19 protein-coding genes are annotated in these 19,995 nt (G+C 67.0%); 10 read left to right on the top strand and 9 right to left on the bottom strand.

Annotation, left to right across the window (positions count from 1 at the left end; genetic code table 11):
* Positions 1-27 precede the first annotated feature (27 nt).
* Genes IOC82_RS15390 through IOC82_RS15380 form a run of 3 tightly spaced genes read left to right on the top strand, consistent with a single transcriptional unit; the run spans position 28 to position 3,654 of the window.
* A complete protein-coding gene (locus IOC82_RS15390) occupies positions 28-1,383 on the top strand; it encodes an NAD(P)/FAD-dependent oxidoreductase (protein ID WP_290547088.1) in 1,356 nt (451 codons plus the stop codon).
* Positions 1,370-2,236 (top strand): FAD-dependent oxidoreductase, encoded by an 867-nt coding sequence (locus IOC82_RS15385; protein ID WP_290547087.1) that lies wholly within the window; start codon positions 1,370-1,372, stop codon positions 2,234-2,236. Before IOC82_RS15390 ends, IOC82_RS15385 begins: the two co-directional genes overlap by 14 nt.
* Complete coding sequence (locus IOC82_RS15380) at positions 2,233-3,654, top strand: FGGY family carbohydrate kinase (RefSeq protein ID WP_290547086.1); 1,422 nt, start codon at positions 2,233-2,235, stop codon at positions 3,652-3,654. The genes IOC82_RS15385 and IOC82_RS15380 overlap by 4 nt, the downstream gene beginning before the upstream one ends.
* Here IOC82_RS15380 and IOC82_RS15375 read toward each other — a convergent pair.
* The 9 genes from IOC82_RS15375 to IOC82_RS15335 all read right to left on the bottom strand — a co-directional run bounded on the left by IOC82_RS15375 (position 3,651) and on the right by IOC82_RS15335 (position 14,099).
* On the bottom strand, positions 3,651-4,175 hold the full coding sequence (locus IOC82_RS15375) for a GNAT family N-acetyltransferase (RefSeq protein WP_290547085.1): 525 nt from the start codon (positions 4,173-4,175) through the stop codon (positions 3,651-3,653). The two genes, IOC82_RS15380 and IOC82_RS15375, sit on opposite strands and share 4 nt — an antisense overlap.
* A gap of 99 nt (positions 4,176-4,274) precedes the next feature.
* Positions 4,275-5,411: a type III PLP-dependent enzyme gene (locus tag IOC82_RS15370; protein ID WP_290547084.1), complete on the bottom strand. Its 1,137-nt coding sequence runs from the start codon at positions 5,409-5,411 to the stop codon at positions 4,275-4,277.
* A 321-nt stretch (positions 5,412-5,732) separates the two neighbouring features.
* Positions 5,733-6,338: a CDP-alcohol phosphatidyltransferase family protein gene (locus IOC82_RS15365; RefSeq protein WP_290547083.1), complete on the bottom strand. Its 606-nt coding sequence runs from the start codon at positions 6,336-6,338 to the stop codon at positions 5,733-5,735.
* Positions 6,331-6,975 carry an ATP-binding cassette domain-containing protein gene (locus tag IOC82_RS15360; RefSeq protein ID WP_290547082.1) on the bottom strand — a complete coding sequence of 215 codons (645 nt, stop codon included), beginning with the start codon at positions 6,973-6,975 and terminating at the stop codon, positions 6,331-6,333. The genes IOC82_RS15365 and IOC82_RS15360 overlap by 8 nt, the downstream gene beginning before the upstream one ends.
* Positions 6,966-8,564 (bottom strand): hypothetical protein, encoded by a 1,599-nt coding sequence (locus tag IOC82_RS15355; protein WP_290547081.1) that lies wholly within the window; start codon positions 8,562-8,564, stop codon positions 6,966-6,968. Before IOC82_RS15355 ends, IOC82_RS15360 begins: the two co-directional genes overlap by 10 nt.
* Complete coding sequence (locus IOC82_RS15350) at positions 8,561-9,754, bottom strand: ABC transporter substrate-binding protein (RefSeq protein WP_290547080.1); 1,194 nt, start codon at positions 9,752-9,754, stop codon at positions 8,561-8,563. Before IOC82_RS15350 ends, IOC82_RS15355 begins: the two co-directional genes overlap by 4 nt.
* Before the next feature lie 165 nt (positions 9,755-9,919).
* Entirely contained in the window at positions 9,920-11,524 is a 1,605-nt protein-coding gene (locus tag IOC82_RS15345; protein ID WP_290547079.1) for a CRTAC1 family protein, read from the bottom strand.
* Entirely contained in the window at positions 11,521-12,843 is a 1,323-nt protein-coding gene (locus tag IOC82_RS15340; protein WP_290547078.1) for a vanadium-dependent haloperoxidase, read from the bottom strand. The genes IOC82_RS15345 and IOC82_RS15340 overlap by 4 nt, the downstream gene beginning before the upstream one ends.
* Positions 12,840-14,099, bottom strand: a complete 1,260-nt coding sequence (locus tag IOC82_RS15335; protein ID WP_290547077.1) for an ROK family protein — start codon at positions 14,097-14,099, stop codon at positions 12,840-12,842. The genes IOC82_RS15340 and IOC82_RS15335 overlap by 4 nt, the downstream gene beginning before the upstream one ends.
* A gap of 295 nt (positions 14,100-14,394) precedes the next feature.
* Here IOC82_RS15335 and IOC82_RS15330 point away from each other — a divergent pair, with 295 nt between their 5' ends.
* The 7 genes from IOC82_RS15330 (at position 14,395) to IOC82_RS15300 (ending at position 19,983) form a co-directional block, all read left to right on the top strand.
* On the top strand, positions 14,395-15,375 hold the full coding sequence (locus tag IOC82_RS15330; RefSeq protein WP_290547099.1) for a substrate-binding domain-containing protein: 981 nt from the start codon (positions 14,395-14,397) through the stop codon (positions 15,373-15,375).
* Positions 15,376-15,503: 128 nt separating this feature from the next.
* Positions 15,504-16,850 (top strand): sugar ABC transporter permease, encoded by a 1,347-nt coding sequence (locus IOC82_RS15325; RefSeq protein ID WP_290547076.1) that lies wholly within the window; start codon positions 15,504-15,506, stop codon positions 16,848-16,850.
* Between the two features lie 13 nt (positions 16,851-16,863).
* Positions 16,864-17,700 carry an ATP-binding cassette domain-containing protein gene (locus IOC82_RS15320; protein WP_290547075.1) on the top strand — a complete coding sequence of 279 codons (837 nt, stop codon included), beginning with the start codon at positions 16,864-16,866 and terminating at the stop codon, positions 17,698-17,700.
* A complete protein-coding gene (locus tag IOC82_RS15315) occupies positions 17,697-18,617 on the top strand; it encodes a sugar kinase (RefSeq protein WP_290547074.1) in 921 nt (306 codons plus the stop codon). Before IOC82_RS15320 ends, IOC82_RS15315 begins: the two co-directional genes overlap by 4 nt.
* Positions 18,618-18,698: 81 nt before the next feature.
* A complete protein-coding gene (locus tag IOC82_RS15310; RefSeq protein WP_290547073.1) occupies positions 18,699-19,217 on the top strand; it encodes a hemerythrin domain-containing protein in 519 nt (172 codons plus the stop codon).
* Positions 19,218-19,324: 107 nt separating this feature from the next.
* Complete coding sequence (locus IOC82_RS15305) at positions 19,325-19,621, top strand: STAS domain-containing protein (RefSeq protein WP_290547072.1); 297 nt, start codon at positions 19,325-19,327, stop codon at positions 19,619-19,621.
* Positions 19,618-19,983 (top strand): response regulator, encoded by a 366-nt coding sequence (locus tag IOC82_RS15300; protein WP_290547071.1) that lies wholly within the window; start codon positions 19,618-19,620, stop codon positions 19,981-19,983. The genes IOC82_RS15305 and IOC82_RS15300 overlap by 4 nt, the downstream gene beginning before the upstream one ends.
* Positions 19,984-19,995: the final 12 nt, after the last annotated feature.

Genomic DNA, 19,995 nt, shown 5'->3' with positions numbered 1-19,995 from the left:
CCTTTTCGTTTCTGCTAGGATCGTCCCATGCAGCGAAGCTTCGACATCGCAGTGATCGGCGGCGGCGTTGTTGGCCTCGCCATCCTGCGCCGTTTCGCCATGGCCGGCCTTTCTGCCGTGCTGCTGGAGCGGGGCGCCGACATCCTCAGCGGCGCCTCCAAAGGGAACAGCGCACTTCTTCACACGGGTTTCGATGCGCCCGCCGGCAGCCTCGAACTTGCCTGCATGCAGGCGGGCTATGCCGAGTATATCGCGATCCGCGACAGGCTGAACCTGCCGCTGGTGAAGAGTTCCGCGCTCGTCGTCGCGTGGAGCGAAGAGGAGGGCTCGAAGCTCGGCGGCATCGTGGCCAAGGCCCATGCCAATGGCGTCGCCGACGTGCGCCACGTGGCGCGCGAAGAGCTGCTGAGGATCGAACCGCAGCTCTCGCCCGCAGCGAAGGCTGCCGTTCTGGTGCCGGGCGAACACATCATCGATGCATGGTCGGCCCCGCTCGCCTATGCCCACCAGGCGCTGGCCCATGGCGCGGTGATCCTGCGCCATGCGGAGGTGACGGGCGGTGAGTTTGTCAATGGTGTGTGGACGCTCGCCGGTAAGGCGGGTCCCGTCACCGCGCGCGTCGTCATCAATGCCGCCGGGAATTTCGGCGACCTCGTCGAGGCGATCGCGCGGCCCTCCCCCTTCACCATCACGCCGCGCCGCGGCCAGTTCGTGGTGTTCGACAAGCCTGCCTCGCAGCTTGTGCATACCATCATCCTTCCTGTGCCCGCCGAACGCACCAAGGGCGTGGTGCTGTTCCGCACCGCCTTCGGCAATCTCGCCATCGGCCCGACGGCCGAGGACGTGACCGAGCGCGAGGTGGCGGCGACCGACACCGCCACGCTCGAAAAACTCAAGTCGCGCGCGCTGGAGATGGTGCCCGCACTGCAAGGCATCGGCGTCAATGCCATCTATGCTGGCTTGAGGCCTGCGACGGAGCACAAGGACTATGTGATCGAGGCGCTGCCCGGGCGCGGCTGGATCACCGTGGGCGGCATCCGCTCCACTGGCCTCACCGCCAGCCTCGGCATCGCGCAGCATGCGGCTGGGCTCTACGTCACGCATTTCGGCGCCTTGCCCAATCCGGTCGAGCCGATCTGGACCCCGGTGCCTAATCTTACCGAGGTACGTCCGCGGCCCTACATGCAAGGCGGCGAGATCGTCTGCCATTGCGAATGGGTGACGCGCGGCGAGATCGAACGGGCACTCGAAGGTCCGTTGCCCGCGGGAGATCTGGGCGGCCTCAAGCGCCGCACGCGGGCCATGATGGGGCGCTGCCAGGGCTTCAACTGTTCCGCCCATGTCGAGGCCATATTCAGGGAGAAGATCCATGGAGCGGCGTGACGCCATCATCATCGGCGGCGGGCCCGCGGGGCTTTCCGCCGCGCGGCGCTTTTCCGAGCTCGGCATCGCCGCCACGGTGCTGGAGCGCGAACAACAGGCCGGTGGCGTTCCGCGTCATTGCGGGCATCTGGGCTTCGGCTGGCAGAGCCACCGCCGCATCTGGACCGGCCCGCGTTTTGCCGCGCAGCTGCGGGCGGATTCGGCGGCTCTCGATGTGCGAGCGGGCCACACCGTGCTGGGCATCGACGGTGACATTCTGCGCGTGCAGAACGCGCGTGGCATTCACGAGATGGCGGCAGGCAAGATCCTCCTCGCCACCGGCACGCGCGAGACGCCGCGCGCCCCGCGCTTCGTCGGCGGCAGCAGGCCGCGCGGGGTGATGACCACCGGCGCGCTGCAGGCCAATATCTATCTGCAGAATTTCGCACCCTTCGCGCGGCCGGTGATCATCGGCACTGAATTGGTCTCCTTCTCAGCCATCCTCACCTGCCGCCATCTCTGCATCCGCCCCGTGGCGATGATCGAGGCGAAGGACCGGATCTCGGCGCCCCGCCCCGGCGATCTCGTTGCACAGTTTGTCTATGGCGTCCCGGTCTGGACGAGGACGAAACTCATCGCCATCGAGGGCCGTTCGCAGGTGGAAGCGGTGGAGATCGAGCGCGAGGGCAGTCATGAGCGCGTGGCCTGCGATGGCGTGATCTTCACGGGCGAATGGGTGCCGGAGGCATCGCTGCTGGTGAACCGGCCGAAGGTGACGCTCGCCGGCAATGTGCATGGTGCGCTCAAGACCTCCGGCGCCTGCTGGCGCGAGGGCCGCGCCATTGCGGAGAAGATGGCAGGAGAATTGGCGTGAAAGTCGTTGCAGTCGACCAGGGCACCACGGGTACCAAGTCCTATGTCTACGATGTGGACGGGCGCTTCACGTCCGTCGCCGGCTTCGAGCATGCGCAGGTCTATCCGCAGCCAGGCTGGGTGGAACATGATCCGGAGGAACTCGTCCGCCATGTAACACTGGCCATCGCCGCTGCCGGCAAAGTCGATGCCATCGGCATCGACAACCAGGGCGAGACGGTCATCGCTTGGGACTCTGCGACGGGCCGCCCCATCCACAATGCCATTGTCTGGCAGGACGACCGCACGAAGGACGTGACCGCGCGGCTCGAGGCTGAGGGTGCGGAGGAGCTGACACAAGAACTGGCGGGCCTGCCGCTCGATTCCTATTTCTCCGCCGCCAAGCTGCGCTGGTTCATCGACCACGTGCCCGAGGCGAAGGGCCTGCTCAAGCAGAAGCGGCTGCGGCTCGGCACCTCGGAGGCCTTCTTTCTCGCGCGCCTCACCGGCCAGTTCGTGACCGACGTCACCAATGCTTCGCGCACCAGCCTGATGTCGCTCGACTCGTTCCAGTGGGACCCGAAGCTCTGCGATCTCTTCGGCGTGCCGATGGAGTGCCTGCCGGAAATCAGGCCTTCGACCGGTCACTTCGGCGAGCACAAGGGCGTGCCGGTCACCGCGAGCTTCGTCGACCAGCAGGCGGCTCTCTTCGGCCATGGCTGCTCAGGCGTGGGCGACGTGAAGATTACCTTCGGCACCGGCGCTTTCGCGCTGGCCATTGCCGGGGCCAAGCGCGTGAACGGCAGCCGCTTCGGCATCGTGTCCACGGTCGCCTGGCAGCGGCTGAAAGAGAAGCCGCATTTCGCGCTGGAAGGCGGGGTCTACAATGCCGCCTCGGCGGTGAACTGGGCCAAGCAGCTGGGGTTGTTTTCCGACTATGCGGAGATCAACGCCTTCGGGAAGGAGCCCGCCATCCTACGCGGCCTCGCCTTCGTGCCCGCGCTCTCAGGGCTTGCCTGCCCGCATTGGGACCGCGCGGCGGCGGGTCTGTGGATCGGGCTTGGCCTCGACACCACGCGCGCCGATCTGATGCAGAGCCTGATCGAGGGCGTGGCGCTCCGCGCGGCGGAGGTGATCGCCGCGATGGCCGAGCTCTTGCCGCTCGGCGCCAGCGTGTCGGTCGATGGCGGCATGGCGAAGAACCCTTACCTCCTCCAGGTGCTGGCGGATGTGACGGGGCGGACCATCGTGGTTCCGTCCTCCACCGACCTCACGGCGCTGGGAACCGCCCGCATGGCGATGCGGGGGCTGGGCGTGGCAACTCTTCCAGAATTGCCGCCGCCCGCCAGCAGCGTGAAGCCGGTGGGGACCTATGGCCCTCAGGCGCGCAGCCGCTTCGCCACAGCGATAACGCGCGCCCGGGGCTGGAAGGAAGCTTAAGCTGCTTCCTGACGAAGCGCCTTGAGCCGGCCGCAGCCGGCAACCAGGCCTTCCGCGCCATCGAGCGCACCGGGGATCAGCTCGATCCCGAGGAAGCGCGCGCGGTCCACCGGGCCCGGCAGATGCAGGTCCGCCATCAGAGCGCCGGAGAAACCGAAGCGCGCATAGTAAGGCGCATCGCCCACCAGGATGATGACCGCATGGCCGAGCTCCTTCGCCTGCGCCATCGCATGGCGCATCAGCGCGGCGCCGATGCCCTTGCCCTGGTGCTTGCACTCCACCGCCAGCGGCCCGAGCAGGAGTGCGGGGCCGGCGGAACCCGCCACCACGTCCCACAGGCGCAGCGTGCCGACGAGCTTGCCCCTCTCGTCGACCGCCGTGAAAGCGAGGCTCTCGGACGGCTGGCGCCCCTCGCGCAGGCGCTCGGAGGTCTTGCGGCGGCGGCTCTTGCCGAAAGCGCGGTCGAGCAGGCGCTCGCGGGCGGCAACGTCGGCAGCGGTCTCGGTGCGGATCTGGATCATGTCAAAAGCCTTCCTGTCATCCCGCCGCTCAAGCGCCGGGAACCAAAGAACGAGGTGGTCCCCCGGCACCTGCCGGGGGCGACTGGAGTGTGCGTAACGTCAGATGACGTAGGACTTGAGCGGCGAGAAGCCGTTGAAGGCCACGGCCGCATAGGTCGTCGTATAGGCGCCGGTCGCCTCGATCAGGACCTCGTCACCCACCGTGAGCGTCACGGGAAGGTCATACGGCGTCTTCTCGTAGAGCACGTCGGCCGAGTCGCAGGTGGGACCTGCGATCACGCAGGGCGCCTTCGCATCGGCGTCTTTCGCCGTCACGATCGGGTAGCGGATCGCCTCGTCCATCGTCTCGGCGAGGCCGCCGAACTTGCCGATGTCGAGATAGACCCAGCGGTGGTTGTCGTTGGCGTGCTTCTTGGAGATCAGCACCACCTCCGCCTTCACCACGCCGGCATTGCCCACCATGCCGCGGCCCGGCTCGATGATCGTCTCGGGGATCGCGTTGCCGAAATGCTTGGTCAGCGCCTCGTGGATGGCGTTGGCATAGCTTCCCGTGCCCGGCACCTCTTTCAGGTATTTGGTCGGGAAGCCGCCGCCGAGGTTCACCATCTTCAGCGTGATGCCGTGCTTCTGCATCGCATCGAAGATTGCCTTCGACTCCTCGAGAGCCTGGTCCCAGGCCTCGAGCCTGGTCTGCTGCGAGCCGACATGGAAGGAGATGCCATAGGCCTCGAGGCCCAGCGTGTGGGCATGCATCAGCACGTCCACCGCCATGGCGGGCTCGCAGCCGAACTTGCGCGACAGCGGCCACTCGGCGCCCGCGCCATCGGTGAGGATGCGGCAGAACACCTGCGCAGCCGGAGCCGCACGGGCGACCTTCTCCACTTCCTCACCCGAGTCGACGGCGAAGAGCTTCACGCCCAGCTGGTGGGCGCGCGCGATGTCGCGCTCCTTCTTGATGGTGTTGCCAAAGGAGATGCGGTCCGGCGTGGCCCCGGCGGCCAGCGCCATCTCGATCTCCGGCACCGAAGCGGTGTCGAAGCAGGAGCCCATGCCGACGAGCATCTTCAGTATCTCCGGCGCCGGATTCGCCTTCACCGCATAGAAGATGCGGGTGTCGGGCATGGCGCGGCGGAAGGCGCGGTAATTGCCGGCGATGACCTCAAGGTCGACGACGAGGCAAGGGCCCTCGGGACGTCGGTCACGCAGGAAGTCGAGAATGCGGACGGTGGTGGCCATGGGGGTATCTCCCGGAATCAAGGGTAAGCGTTGCCTGCGCCAGAATGATGACGGTCGTGCCACGCTGTGGAGACGCGGAAACGCTCTGCTCAGACTGACGTTCGCCTTGGCTTGATCGGGAAGCTCCCAATCGCACATGGGGCAAGGATAGTGGTGCCTCTCAGTAACCCCGGCCTTTGGAGGAGCCGGCAGAGACCAAAAAGCCCGCACCGTCGTTGCTTTGGGGAAATCCTTGGGGCACGTGCGACTTTGGGCGAGCGCGATATGTTCCTGTTCGCCGTCACATGCAAGAGTTTTCTTGCCCGCGCGGGCAAAGTTTTTTCAGCCGAAGGCCTTCCAGCCCGCTTGCAGCCGCGTCGCGGCCGTCAGCGCACAGAGGAATGCATAGAAATATGCCAGCGCAGCGAAGTGTTGCGGCCACAGGCACATGGCAAGGAAGCAGGCAATCGTCTCCGTGCCCTCGGTCAGGCCGCCCAGATAGTAGAAGGCCTTGGACGGATAATCTGTGCTCTTCAGCCCGCGCTTCTCCGCCAGCACGGCGAAGGCGAGGAAGCTCGTCCCCGTTACCACAAAGGCGGCGAGCAGCACCGCGGCGGCGAGCGCGTTTTCGCTCGGCGCGGCGATGCCGAAGGCCAGCGGAATGGCGGCGTAGAACACGAAATCGAGCGAGATGTCGAGGAAGGCGCCGCGCTCGGAGGAGGTGGAAAGCCTGGCCAGCGCGCCGTCGATGCCATCCAGCGCCCGGTTGGCGACCAGCGGCAGGATGGCGAGGAGGCTGTGGCCGGAGGCGACCAGCACGGCGGCCAGCATGCCAAAGCCGAAGCCCGCCAGCGTCACCTGGTCCGCTGTGATGCCGCGCGCCGCCAGATGCCGGGCGGCCGCGTCCACCGCGGGCTTCACGAGGTTCAGCGCCAGCCGGTCAAGCATGGGTCACCTCGCCGTCCTTCAGCCGCAGCACGCGGCCGCCGGGCGGTACGTCGGCTTCATCATGCGTCACCATAAGGCAGGGGATGCCGCGGGCCGCGATGTGCTCGAACACGAAGCTGCGCATCGCCTGGCGCAAGGGGGCGTCGAGCTTGTTGAAGGGCTCATCCAGCAGCATGGCGCGGGGCTCCGCCACCAGTGCGCGCATCAGCGCCACGCGGGCGCGCTGGCCGCCGGAGAGCGTGTGCGGCGGCCTTTCGCCGAAGCCCGGCAGCTCCGCCTCCGCCAGGGCGGCGTCGACTCTCGCCAGCCGCGCAGGCCGGGGCCCGCGCGGCATGCCGAAGAGCAGGTTTTCGCCCACGGTGAGGTGCGGGAAGAGCAGATCGTCCTGGAACAGCCGGCCGATGTGTCGCGCCTCTGGTGGCAGACTGTCGAGCTGCACGCCGTCGAGGCTCACCTTGCCCGTGGCGGTGAAGGGCGGCTCGAGGCCGCCTGCGATGAAGGACAGCAGCGTCGACTTACCGGAGCCGCTGGCGCCCATCAGCGCCACCGTTTCGCCGGTCTCCACGCTGAGCGACAGGGGCTGGATCAATGTCCGGTCATTGAGGCGGATCGAGACGTGCTCGAGCTTCAGCGCCACCTGGGCCTCCCCAGCATCGCGGCGGCGAGGAAGGCGAGGAGCGGTGGTGTGGCCAGCGCCAGCGCGAAGGCGGCGGTGAGGGCGCGGTTGCCGCCAGCAGCGAGCGTCACCGCCTCCATCGGCAGCGTGCTGAAGCGTCCCGCGGCGATCAGTTGCGCCGGCACATATTGCGCGATCGACACGGCGAAGCCGATGGCGGCGGCGGTGAGCAGCGGCGCCTTCAGCAGCGGCAGCTTCACCGTCAGCAGGGCGCGGATGCGGGACACCGAGAGGGCGCGGGCCGCCGCCACATAGCGCCCGTCAAAGGCGCGGTAAGGCCCGGCGAGCACGATCAGCACGTAGGCGGCCACCGGTGTCAGGTGCGCCAGGAACAGTCCGAACACGGTGCCGGTGAGGCCCAGCGGCAAGAACAGCTTGTATTGCCCGCCCGCACTGGCGAGTTGCGGCAGCGCGAGGGCGAGAAGGGCAAGGCCGTTCACCCAGCTATCGCGCGCGGGCGCCTGCGTCTCGAACCACAGCACCGCCAGTGCGACGGCTGTCGCGGCGGCGGTGAGCGACAGCGTCAGGCTCACCCACAATGGCGCTGCCGTCATCTTCATCCAGGCTGCGCCATCCGCCACGGGCGGCAGCAGCGCGGGGTAGGGCCAGCGCGGTGCGAAGGAGAGGATCACCAGCACCGCCATTGCGAGGAGGAGGATGAGCAGCGCCGCTGCGCCGAGCAGCACCGCGAGGCCGCGTGGTGCGCTGAGCGGTGACGGGCCTGCAGCGAGCCGCCGGTGCAGCGGGTCACGAGCTCGCCGCAGCAACAGGGCCACAACACCCAGCACCAGCGCCAGCGCGGCGGTCAGCAGCAGCACCATGGCGAGTCCCATGCCATTCATGGCGGGATCGACGTCATTGAGCGCATGCCAGATCACCACGGCCAGTGCCGGCGGCTGCGTCGGGCCCAGCACCAGCGCCATGTCGACCACTGTGGCGCCATAGACGAAGACGATGATCAATGGCCAGCAAAGGTCCTTCAGCAGCGGCGGCAGCACCACGCGCAGGAAGGCGGAGCCCGGCGCATGGCCGAGGCTTGCCGCCGCGCGGCAGGCCTGACGCAGTTGCAGCGCCGCGTCGCCGCGCGACAGGAGTGCGAGCCCCGCGGTGAGCAGGAAGGGAAGCTCTTTCAGCGCCAGTGCCAGGCTCAGCGTCAGCCCCCATGGGTCCTGCACGCTCACCCATTGCGGCGGCGCTTCGCCTCCAATGAAGAGCCGCGCCAACAGCCCGGATGGCATGACGAGGAAGCCGAAGCCGATGGCGAAGGCCAGATGCGGGATGGCGAGGCCTGAAGCCGCGAGCGCCTGCAGGCTGTCCCAAACGCGGCTGCGGTAGAGCCCGGCGAGCAGCGTGAGCGTGAGGGCCAGCGCACCGAGTGTCGAGACGGCTCCGGCGCCGAGCGACAGGGCCAGCGCCGGCCACAGCTGCGGGTGCGCCAGCGCCATGCGCCATGCTTCGCCATCGAGCGCCGCGGGCAGCAGCATGGCGAGTGGCGCGAGCAGCGGCAGCGCCCAGAGCAGCAGCAGCGGTGCTGCACCCAGCCTGTTCATGCGCCGTAGCGTTCGAGCCATGCGGCCTCGATCAGCGGCACCCAGCTGCCATGCGGCTCCGGGATGGTGCGGGCCGGGTCCTTCACCGCGCCGGGCGCGTCACCGCCCGTGAACAATGCGCGCTGGCCGGGCGTCAGCCTGTCCATGTCGAGCACCGTGGGATCGCCCCAGACCTTGAGATCGGCCTTGCGCGCCTGGGCTTCCGGCGAGAGCAGGAAATTCGCCACCACCTGCGCTGCTGCCTTCGCTTTCGCATTAACGGGGATGGCCACGAAATGCGTGTTGCCGATTGTGCCGCCGCGGTTCTGCCAGGCGATGGTGGTGGCAGGCAGCGTGCCGGAGGAGACCAGGTTCGCCGCCTCGTTGGGATTGAAGGTGAGGCCCATCAACAGCTCGCCGTCAGACAGCATCTGCGTCACTTGCGCCTGGGTCAGCGGGAACTGCTTGCCCTCTCGCCACAGATAGGGGTGCAGCTGGTCGAGGAATGCGAACAGCGGCTGCGTGGCCTCCCTGAAATCGTCCTTGTCGATGGCGAGCGGCAGCAGTGCGCGGTCGGCGATGGTTTCGGCCAGCGCCTGCTTGACGAAGGTGGCGCCGTGGAAATCGGGCGGGGCCGGATAGGCGATGCGGCCCGGCTCGTCGCGCGCCAGGTCGAGCAGCTCCATCATCGACATCGGCGGCGCCGGGAGCTTCGCGCCATCCGCGAAGAAGGTGAGCTGCGCCATGCCCCAGGGCGATTCGAGCCCCTCGGTGCCCTCGGCGAAATCGACAAGCGTCGTCGGCTTGCCATCGGTGTCGACCAGCGCGAAGTTCGGCAGGTCCCAGGCGAAGGGGCCGAAGAGCAGCTGCTCCTCCTTCATCACGTGGAAGTTCTGGCCATTGATCCAGATGAGGCCGGCGCTGCCGTCCTTGCCCGCCTTCACCTCGTCACGCACCCGGCGCACCGCCTCCGCCGTGTCGGTGAGCTTCACATGTTCGAGCGTGATGCCATGGCGCGCGTTCAGCTCTCCCGCCGCCCAGGCGATATAGTCGTTGACCTGCGGCGACCCGGCCCAGGCGTTGAAATAGACGGTCTGGCCCTTCGCCTGTTTCTCGATGCCGGCCCAGCTCTCCTCGGCATGCGCAGTCGAAAGAAAGGGCGTCAGCGCAACGAGGCTCGCGAAACCGCGGCGGGTGAGTGTCAGGGGCATGGGTCCGTCTCCGTCTTGCTACCGTCATAAGGTGGCGGAGGGGAAAAGAAAATCAGGATGGTGCAAACTCACTGAACCGTCATTCCGGCGAAAGCCGGGACCCAGCTTTCTGTCCGCGTGTCTTCTGCCCGAAGCTGGGCCCCAGCTTGCGCTGGGGTGACGGCATTAAGGGTTGGGCGTCCACGCTTCAGCCTCAGCCTTCGTCTTGTCCAGAACCGCGAAGCGATTGGCCCCCAGCGTCATGGGTTTGCCCCAGTCTTCGCCCGGCCAGCGCACCCGAACTTCGGCCTGCTTCGCATCGCCGATGCCGAAATGCACCCAGCCGGACTGGCCGGAGACGTGGCCCCCGCCCGACACGACCTCGCGCGTCTGGCGGCCCGTCGGCGTTTTCACCTCAACCATGGCGCCGATGGCGTTGACGTTGCCGCCCGGTTGCCGCAGCTTCACCTCGATCCAGTTGCCAGCAGCAGGCGTCACATTGCGCCAGACCTGCGTGGGCGCATTGCGGTTGACGACGAGGAGGTCGACGAGGCCATCGAGGTTGAAGTCGGCGAGGGCGGCGCCGCGCGAGGTCTCGGTCGAGGCGACTCCCGCCTTATCGGCCATCTCGATGAACTTGCCATCCTTGCCCTGGACGAGCAGGTTGTTGGGGTCCTTCATCGCGAAGTCCGGCATCTCGGAGACATTGCCCTTGGCGATGAAGAGATCGGCGAGCCCATCATTGTTCACGTCCTGGAAGTCGATGTGCCAGGCGGTCGAGGGCTTGAGGTCGGTGCCCATGAAGGGCCGGTGCGCGGTGACACCCCTGGGCCAAGCCACGTCCTTGTAGGTGGGCTTGGGTGCAGAACCATCCTTGGGCGGCTCCTTCAGCGTCTGCAGCTTGTTGTCGGCCATCGAGGTGATGGCATATTCCTGGAAACCGTCGCCATCGAGGTCATAGCCCGCCAGCCCCATGCCCCAGATGCGCAGGTAGGCCCAGCCATCTTCCTTCCGGTAGAGCTTCGGCGGCTGGCCCGGCCGCACCTGCCACATCTGCTCTTGCCCGCCCTCGTAATATTCGCGGTCATTGGCCATGCGCAGGTCGGGCGTGCCGGAATTGTTCCAGTCGGTGAACAGCATGGAGAGCGGGCAGTAGCTGGGCTTCAGCTCAAGAGGCGGCGCGAAGCCCTTGCCTCCGTCCCTGGGTCGCTGCAGCACATTGGGCGTGCAGGAGCCCCAGGGTTCCAGCTCCTCGGTGCGGTCGATGTAGTTGCCGATGGCGATCGTGGGCCAGTCATTTCCATTTTCCCACGTTGCGGCGTAAGCCGTCGACCAGCCGTCGCCGCCCGCGAAGCCCCAGTCCTCGTTGGCGCGGGCGAACTGGCAGTTGCCCTTGCCCTTCATCAGCATGTTCTCGCCCACCCGCAGCGCCACGACATCCATGATGCCGTCGCCGTCGGCGTCGAGCGGATAGGCGCCCGTCATCGCGTCGAATTCGAGGCCGCTCGTGTGCTTCTCGAATTTCAGGGCGCCGCCATGCGTGCTCTTGTTCAAGTAGAAGGTGGCAGGCTTCCCGCCCCCGGCGATCAGCACGTCCTCGAAGCCGTCGTCATTGCAGTCGAAGGCGGCAGCGCCGCCACCCACCATGTATTGCCATTCGCCGCTGTAGACGCTCGCGATGCCCGATGTTTTCGTTTCCTCCACGAAGGAGGGGACCACCGGCCCGCCGCCGGCAAGCGCCGCGCGCGCCGAGATCAGAAGCGTTGCGGATGCGATGGCGAAAGTCCTCACGTCGAGCTCCGCGTGCGGAGCCCGATGGCGAACTGCGCGATGCAACGGCCCTGGACGAGACCCTGTTCGATGGCGGGGCGGAAATGGATGCCGCCATACATACGCGAGATGCCGGCCTCCTCGGCCGCGGCGGCAAAGCTCGGGAACTTGCGCTCGCCCAGCCCGTCGCGCGCATGGCTGCGGTCGGTGAAGGCGAAGTTCTCGCCATAGATCGCGGTCAGCACCGCGGCGGCGGCCCCTGAGCCCGTCGAATGCCCGCTCGGATATTCGGGGAAGGGCGGGGTGATGAGCAGCGGCTCCCATTTCGCGTCGATCAGTTTCTTGATGACGGTGACGGGCCGCACATAGTCATACCGGAACTTGGCGTTCCAGCAGCCGATGAAGCCATCCGCCATGGCCACGCCCAGCCGCATCATCACCTCGGCTGACTTGTCGAGCCCGGCATTTTCCTGCTCCAGCAAGTCATGCGCGATGGCGATCCAGTGGCCGGGCGGCGTGAAGGACAACATCGGGTCATCCGACCAGAAGCGCGCGATGGCGATCTGCTCCGGCGTCAGATGCGTGGTGACGTCATAGACCTCCTTCGCCTGCTTCACGAAATCGGAATTCGGGTCTTCGCTGTAGAGCGGCGGCGGTGGCAGGCCGCAGCTTGCGCCCGATGGCATGGCGAATGTTCGGTTCTGGCCCCACTTCGGCAGAAGCGGGAACTGCTGCATGCGGATGGGGCTGGTCGGCGCCCAGTGCCCCGGCTCCTTCGACACGGGATAGTCCATGGGAAAGCCCATGTTCTCGATGACGGCGCCGCCATCATCCTGCGACCAGCCGATGATCGCCGCCTGCAGCGTCTCGCCATAGGCAAGGCTCGCCGCGATTACGCCGTCAGGCAGGCCCTGCAGCGCATCGCCCTTCAGCTTCTTCTCGGCCGCCGCCATCACGCGCTGGCCGGTGGGGCCGGTGTTGCCGAAGAAGGTCTTGACCGCCGAGGCCATCACGCAATGGGCGATCACCGCGTCGCTATAGCGCTTCGAGGGGTCGCGCGGCGGCAGGGCCTTCAAGCCATTGAGCTGGCCTGCGAGCGACACCAGCGAGGTCGAGCCTGAAGCCACAGCCTGATAGGCCGCAACGCCCAGATAGGCGAAGGCGCGGCTTGCCACGGGCGGCGAGTAGGTGGCGGTGTGGCGCACCAGCATCAGCACCACCTTGTACCACTGGCGCAGGATCTCGCCACCATTGTCCCCGGCGCGCGCGATGCCGCCGGTGAACGCCAGGACTGCGGCAGCGCCGCCCAGTTGCAAGGCACGGCGGCGGGTGATGCTCATGCGACGGTCTCCAGTTCGCGGCCGCGCTTCGTCAGCGGGCCATGGGCAAAGATTTCGCGGTCGACGTGGCGCAGCGCGCGGTCGATGGTGCCCTTGACGATCATGTCGGTGCCGATCGGCACCACCTCGATCTCGACGGTGCGGCGCAGCTCGTCGACCACACCCTGTTCCAGCGCCCGCTCAAGATGCGGGCGGATCAGCGGCATGGCCCGCGTGCCCGGCCCTGCCAGCACGATGCGCGATGGTGTGAGGATTGCGATGAGGCGGGCAAGCCCAAAGCCCAGCGCTTCGCCCGCCTTGGCGTAGGCTGCAACGGCGGCTGGATCGCCGCGATGGGCTGCGGCTTCCAGTGCCAGCATGTCCTGTTGCGGGATGGCGTTGGAGGAAGGGGGTTGCGTCACTGCATGGCCCGAGGCCCAGCGCAGCAGGCTGTAATCCGCCACATAGGCCTCCACACAGCCGCGCCGCCCGCAGCGGCACAGGGGTCCGTCAGGCAGGTGGTTCATGTGCCCGAACTCGGCGGCGGCCCCGGTGGGTCCGTGATAGACCTGCCCATTGATGATGAGACCCATGCCCACGCCATAACCCATGAACACCACCGCCGCCGTGCCGCCGTAGCGCTGGCGGTCGCTGCCGATCAGCCCCTCAGCGATCATGTTGGCGTCATTCGCCACGCGGCAGGGAATGCCGAGCTGGCCCTCGATGGTGGCGGCCACGGAAATGTTCCGCTCGCGGAAGGCCGGGCTCCAGACCACGGTGCCCGCCTGCGAGTCGGCCACCCCCTGCACCGCGATGCCGGCGCGGGCGACGCGCCGCTTGGGCACCCGCGCCCCGGCGAGGAGCGTGGTGATCTCGTCCGCCACCAGCTTGCCGAAGGCCAGCGGGCCGGCGTCATAGGTGGCTGTGCGCGCGGTGCGCCGCGCCAGTATCGCGCCCCGTCCGTCGGCAAGCGCCAGCTCGATGCCGTCGATCGATACCTTCACGGCCACCACATTCGCGGATCTCGGGTTGAAATCGATCCGCGTCACCGGCCGGCCGCGCCGCTGCGGGCCTTCGGCGGCGGCATGCGCGGCGTGCGCCTCTTCGAGGATGCCGTCGGCGATGAGCTGCGAGGAGATGGTGGTGATCGAGGCGGGCGACAGCCCTGTGTGCCGCCCCATCTCGACCCGCGCCATGGCGCCGTGCTGGCGCAGCGCCTCCATCAGCAGGAGGCGGTTCTGCCGGCGCACGAGATCGCTGTCGGCCTTCTCCCGCATGCCTCTCCCATTTCGCTCGTGCAGCATTGTTGTTGCGCTGCACTATTTTGTTTTGCTTGTTTTGCATGTTGACTCCGATGACGGATTGTCGCAACATTTTTTTGGACGCCGAAATAAAACAACAGACCGTCCATGGCCCAGGAACCCCGTGCGGTGGCGACAAGCTGCTTCAGGGAGGCGTCTCACGGGGGCCGTAGCGGCTTGGAGGAGGACCCAACAAATGTATCGCAAGATCCTGACACTGGCGGCCGGAGCCGTTGCGCTCGCCGCGGCCAGCCTCGCCACCTCGCCGGCCATGGCGGCCGGTAAGAACATCTGCGTCTCCTGGAAGACCTTTCAGGAAGAGCGCTGGAAGACCGATGAAGCGGCGATCAAGGCCGTGGTCGAGGCAGCCGGCAACAAGTATTTCTCGGCTGACGCCCAGGGCTCCGCCGCCAAGCAGCAGGCCGACATCGAGGGCCTGATCACCCAGGGCTGCAACGTCATTCTCGTCGTCGCCTTCGACTCGGACGCAATCCTGCCGGCCTTCCAGGCTGCGGCTGACGCCGGTGTGAAGATGATTTCCTATGACGTGCTCGTCGAGCATCCGGATGCGCTCTACGTCACCTTCGACAATGTGGGCGTCGGCCGTCTGATGGCCTCGACCATGCTCGAGAAGGGCCGCCAGGATGGCAACTTCGCCTTCATCAAGGGCGACAAGGGCGATCCGAACGCCACCTTCCTGTTCCAAGGCATCATGGAAGTGCTGAAGCCCAACATCGACGCCGGCAAGATCAAGAACGTCTGTGAAACCTTCACCGACGGCTGGAAGCCGGATGCCGCCCAGAAGAATATGGAACAGTGCCTGACCTCGGTGAACAATAAGGTGGACGCGGTGATCTCCGAGAACGACGGCATGGCCGGCGGCGTCGTTGCCGCTCTCGAGGCACAGGGCCTCGCCGGCACGGTGCCGGTGACCGGCCAGGATGGCGACAAGGCCGCCCTTAACCGCGTGGCGCTCGGCACGCAGCTCGTGTCGGTCTGGAAAGACTCGCGCGTGCTCGGCAAGGCCGCCGCTGAATTCGCCAACATGATCGCCGACGGCAAGGCCAACTCCGATATTCCGGGTGTGGGCAAGTTCAACTCCGGCGCCAAGGGCGTTGAAGTGAACGCCGTTCTGATCGCTCCGAACCCGATCACCAAGGCCAACCTGAACGACGTCATCGATGGCGGCTGGGTGACCAAGGAAGAAGTCTGCGCCGGCGTGGCCGCTGGCACGGTCGACGCGTGCAAGTAAGCGGCGGCACGCCGGCGACCTGACACGATGGCCGCGCCACTCCCCCGGGGTGGCGCGGTTTCCTTAAGCGGAAGGCGCCGCAAGAAGCGCCACTCACCACCAGAGACAGCGTAAAGAGAGGACCTCCGATGGCTGCGATCGACAACACGCAGAACCCGGGAATGGCACAAGAAGGCACGCTGAAGCGTTTCCTGCGCGCCACTGAGATCGACTCACGCATGCTCGGCATGCTTGGCGCGCTGCTGGCGATCTGGGCCGGATTTGATCTCGCCAGCGCCTTCGTCCGGGGCGGTGACGGGCTGCTTGGCGGCACGTTCCTCACGCCCCGCAACCTGTGGATCCTGCTTGTCCAGACCTCTTCCATCGCGGTGATGACCACGGGCATGGTGCTGATCATCGTGATGCGCCACATCGACCTTTCGGTCGGGTCCGTCCTCGGCTTCACTGCCGTCTGCATCGGCACCATGCAGGTCTACTGGCTCGGCCCCGCGCTGGGCGTTGGGCACCCCGCCATCTGGATCATCACGCTCATTCTTGGCCTGGCGCTCGGTGCGGCGATTGGCGCGCTGCATGGAACGCTCATCGCCTACTTCGGCATTCCCTCCTTCATTGTCACGCTGGGCGGACTCATCGTGTGGCGCGGTGCAGCCTGGTCCGTCATCCGCGGCGAGACGGTGGCGCCCATGGACAAGAACTTCAAGCTCATCGGCGGGGGCATTTCCGGCATTACGCCGGGCTCCATCGGCGCCACGGCGAGCTGGATCCTGGGCCTTCTTATCTGTGCCGCCATCCTGGCGCTGATCTGGAATGGCCGCCAGCAGAGGAAGCGCTTCAACTTCACGCTTAAGCCGGTCTGGGCGGAGGTGCTGCTCGCCGCCGCGGGCTGCGCCGCCGTCATCGGCATCACTTGGGTGCTCAATGCCTATTACTGGCCGAAGGGTGTGGTGGACCGCTGGGCGCAGCAGACCGGCGCCACCATCCCGCCCGAAGGCCTCAACATCTCCTTCGGCTATTCGATCCCGGTGCTGATCGCGCTGTTCGTCGGCGTGGCCATGACCTTCGTGGCCAACCGCACCCGCTTCGGGCGCTACATCTATGCCATCGGCGGCAATCCGGAAGCCGCCGAACTCGCCGGAATCAACACCAAGAAGATCACCCTCATGGTGTTCTCGCTCATGGGCATGCTGGCGGCGATCTCGGCCTCCATCTCCTCGGCCCGCCTCGACTCGGCCACCAACGCGCTGGGCCAGTTCGACGAGCTTTACGTCATCGCCGCGGCGGTGATCGGCGGCACCTCGTTGGCCGGTGGCCTCGGCACAATCTATGGCGCCATGCTCGGCGCCCTCGTCATGCAGTCGCTGCAATCGGGCATGACGCTGCTCAACTTCGAATCCGCCACCAAGGACATGGTGGTCGGTTGCGTGCTGGTCTTCGCCGTCTTCGTCGACCAAGTCTATCAGCGCCGCGTCAAATAAGGGGGAGCGAAAGATGACAACGCACCATCACGGCCACAAGCACCCCACCGGGGTTCTGCGCTCCGGGCCGCCGTTGATCGCGATGACGGACATCTCCATTGCCTTCGGCGGCATCAAGGCGGTGGACCATGCCTCGGTCGACCTCTATCCCGGCGAGGTGGTCGGCCTGCTCGGTCACAATGGCGCCGGCAAATCGACGCTGATCAAGATTCTGTCGGGCGCCTATAAGCGCGACCATGGCGACATCTTCATCAATGGCGAGAAAGTGGAGATCAGCAACCCGCGTGACGCCAAGGCGCTGGGCATCGAGACGATCTATCAGACGCTGGCCTTGGCCGATAATGTCGACGCCGCCGCAAACCTCTATCTCGGCCGCGAGCTGCGCACCTCATGGGGAACCCTCGACGACGTCGCCATGGAGGCCGAGTGCCGCAAGGTGATGGGGCGCCTCAACCCCAACTTCCGCCGCTTCAAGGAGCCGGTGAAGGCGCTCTCCGGCGGCCAGCGCCAGTCGGTCGCGATCGCCCGCGCCATCCACTTCAACGCCCGCATCCTGATCATGGACGAGCCGACGGCCGCGTTGGGCCCGCAGGAGACGGCCCAGGTGGGCGAGCTCATCAAGCAGCTGAAAGCGGAGGGCATCGGCATCTTCCTCATCAGCCATGACATTCATGACGTGTTCGACCTCGCCGACCGCGTGACGGTCATGAAGAACGGCCGCGTCGTCGGCACGGCGCGCACCACCGACGTCGACCATGACGAGGTGCTGGGCATGATCATAGCCGGCAAGTGCCCGCCCGGCGCCGTTCCCGGCCCCGGCGCGCTGCAGAGCCCGGCTGCTGCGGCGTGAGCCCAATCGACGTCGTCGCCATCGGCGAGCCGCTCTATGAACTGAACCGCCAGCCGGACGGCAACTGGCTGACGGGCTTCGGCGGCGACACGCTCAACGTCGCCATGGCTGCCGCAAGACTCGGCAGCAGGGCCGCCTATGTGACGCGATTGGGGGACGACATCTTCGCCGATGAGCTGCGCGTGCTGATGCAGCGCGAGGCGATAGACACGTCCGCCGTTGTGCAGGACAGGGGCGCCCCCACCGGCCTCTATTTCGTCACCCACGGGCCCACGGGCCATGTCTTCACCTACCGCCGCGCCGGCTCCGCAGCGAGCCGCATGCGGCCCGAGGACCTCGACCCCGCGCTCATCGCCTCGGCTCGCTTTCTCCATGCCTCCGGCATCAGCCAGGCGATTAGCGACAGCGCGGCGGAAACCGTCGCCGCGGCCATCGCCATGGCCCGCCGGGCAGGCGTGCGCGTCTCCTACGACACCAATTTCCGCCCCCGCTTATGGGCGGCGGAGAAGGCCCGGCCCGTGATCGAGGCTGCCGCTGCATGGGCCGACATCCTCAAGACCTCGGCGGAGGATGCCGAGGCGCTGTTCGGCCTGCGCAACCCGGCGGAGATCGGGCGCCGTGTCCTGGGGCTTGGGGCCGGGTCGGTGGTCATCACGCTGGGCAAGGACGGCGTGGCACTGGCGACGCGCGACGGGCTGGAGCACTTGCCTGCCTGTAAGGTTGCCGCCGTCGATGCCACGGGTGCGGGGGATGCCTTCACCGGCGCGCTACTGGCGGAGCTGGCGCGCGGCGAGGCGCTTGCCGCCGCTGCACGCTTCGCGAATGCCGCCGCCGGGCTTGCCACCCAAGGCTATGGCGCCATAGCACCTCTGCCGCGCCGGGCCGCCGTCGAGGCGCTTCTGGCCACCCCCGGTTGATCTGGATCAAGGCTTGGCAACGTCCCCGCCGCGACATTGCTCCAGATCGTCAGGAACCACGCTTTGAGGTCCGAGCACGCCGTGAGTGAGAAGCCGAGTGCACCGGCGCGCAACCCGTTGGACATGATCGCCAGTGCGCATGCCGTGCAGGTCGAGATGTGCGACGCCATGGAGCGCATCGCCGATAGCTTGCCGGACGAGGTGGACCGCCGCCTCTGCGCCCAGGTCGCCTCCTGCCTGCAGTTCGACTTGCCTCTGCACCATCATGACGAGGAGGAGGGGCTGTTCCCGCTGCTCCGCAGGCGCGCCAGTCCGGAGGAGGGGCTCGACAAGATTCTTGAGCGTCTGGCCGCCGAGCATTCCTTCGACAATGACTTCGCCTCCGAAATTGCCGAGGCGCTTGAGACGCTGGGCCAGGGCGGCCGCCCCGGCAATCCGGAGATGCTGGGCTACATGCTGCGGGGCTTCTTCGAGCGTTACCGCCGCCATGTGCACTGGGAAAACCAGCTCGTCATGCCGCTCGCCCGGCTGCGCCTCACCCAAGATGACCTGGACGCCCTGCTGGCCCGGATGAACGAAAACCGCCGCCAGGCCGGCTAGGCCGCCTGCGATCCCTCCAGCCTGACGCAATCTTTCCTTTCTAGCGTTCCGCCATCAACAGCGGAGCCCTCGCACATGTGTCTCGCCCCCCAACGTCAGAGCGCCGGATGAGCGACAGCCCCGGCATCACCGTGCTCAGGCTCCGGCCCTCGCTCGATCCGACGGCGATCGAGGACCTGCTGCGCGAGCTGAAGAAGGCCCGCAACACCGCCGTCGTCGTCGAGGCCGGGGATGTCACGCGCGTCTCGACCATCGCTCTGCAGGCACTGCTCTCCGCCTGGATGACGTGGCGCTCGGACGGCCATGACTTTCACGTCGCCTCCGCCTCGCCCGCCCTTGGCGATGCTGCATCCCTCCTCGGCCTCCCGAAAGACTTTCTCTCCCGCGAAGGACTCACTGCATGACAGTCACTATTCTCACCGTGGATGACTCCCGTACCATGCGCGACATGCTCCGAATGGCCCTCGTTGATGCCGGCTTCCGTGTCGTGCAGGCCGAGGACGGGCTGCACGGCCTTGATGTGCTGCGCGGTGAACAGCCGCAGGTGGTCATCACAGACATCAACATGCCGCGCATGGACGGCTTCGGCTTTATCGAGGCGGTCCGCCAGGATGCGCAGTACCGCGCCATTCCCATCCTGGTTCTGACCACCGAGAGCGATGACGAGAAGAAGCTGCGCGCCCGCCGCGCTGGCGCCACCGGGTGGATCGTCAAGCCCTTCGACCCGGCGAAGCTCATCGCCGCAGTCCGCCGCGTCGCTGCCTGAGGGGAGTGCCGG

The organism is Aestuariivirga sp., from assembly GCF_020252395.1.
Taxonomy (GTDB): domain Bacteria; phylum Pseudomonadota; class Alphaproteobacteria; order Rhizobiales; family Aestuariivirgaceae; genus Aestuariivirga.
The sequence above is the reverse complement of the archived record's forward strand: the minus strand, read 5'-3'. Positions and strand labels throughout refer to the sequence as shown.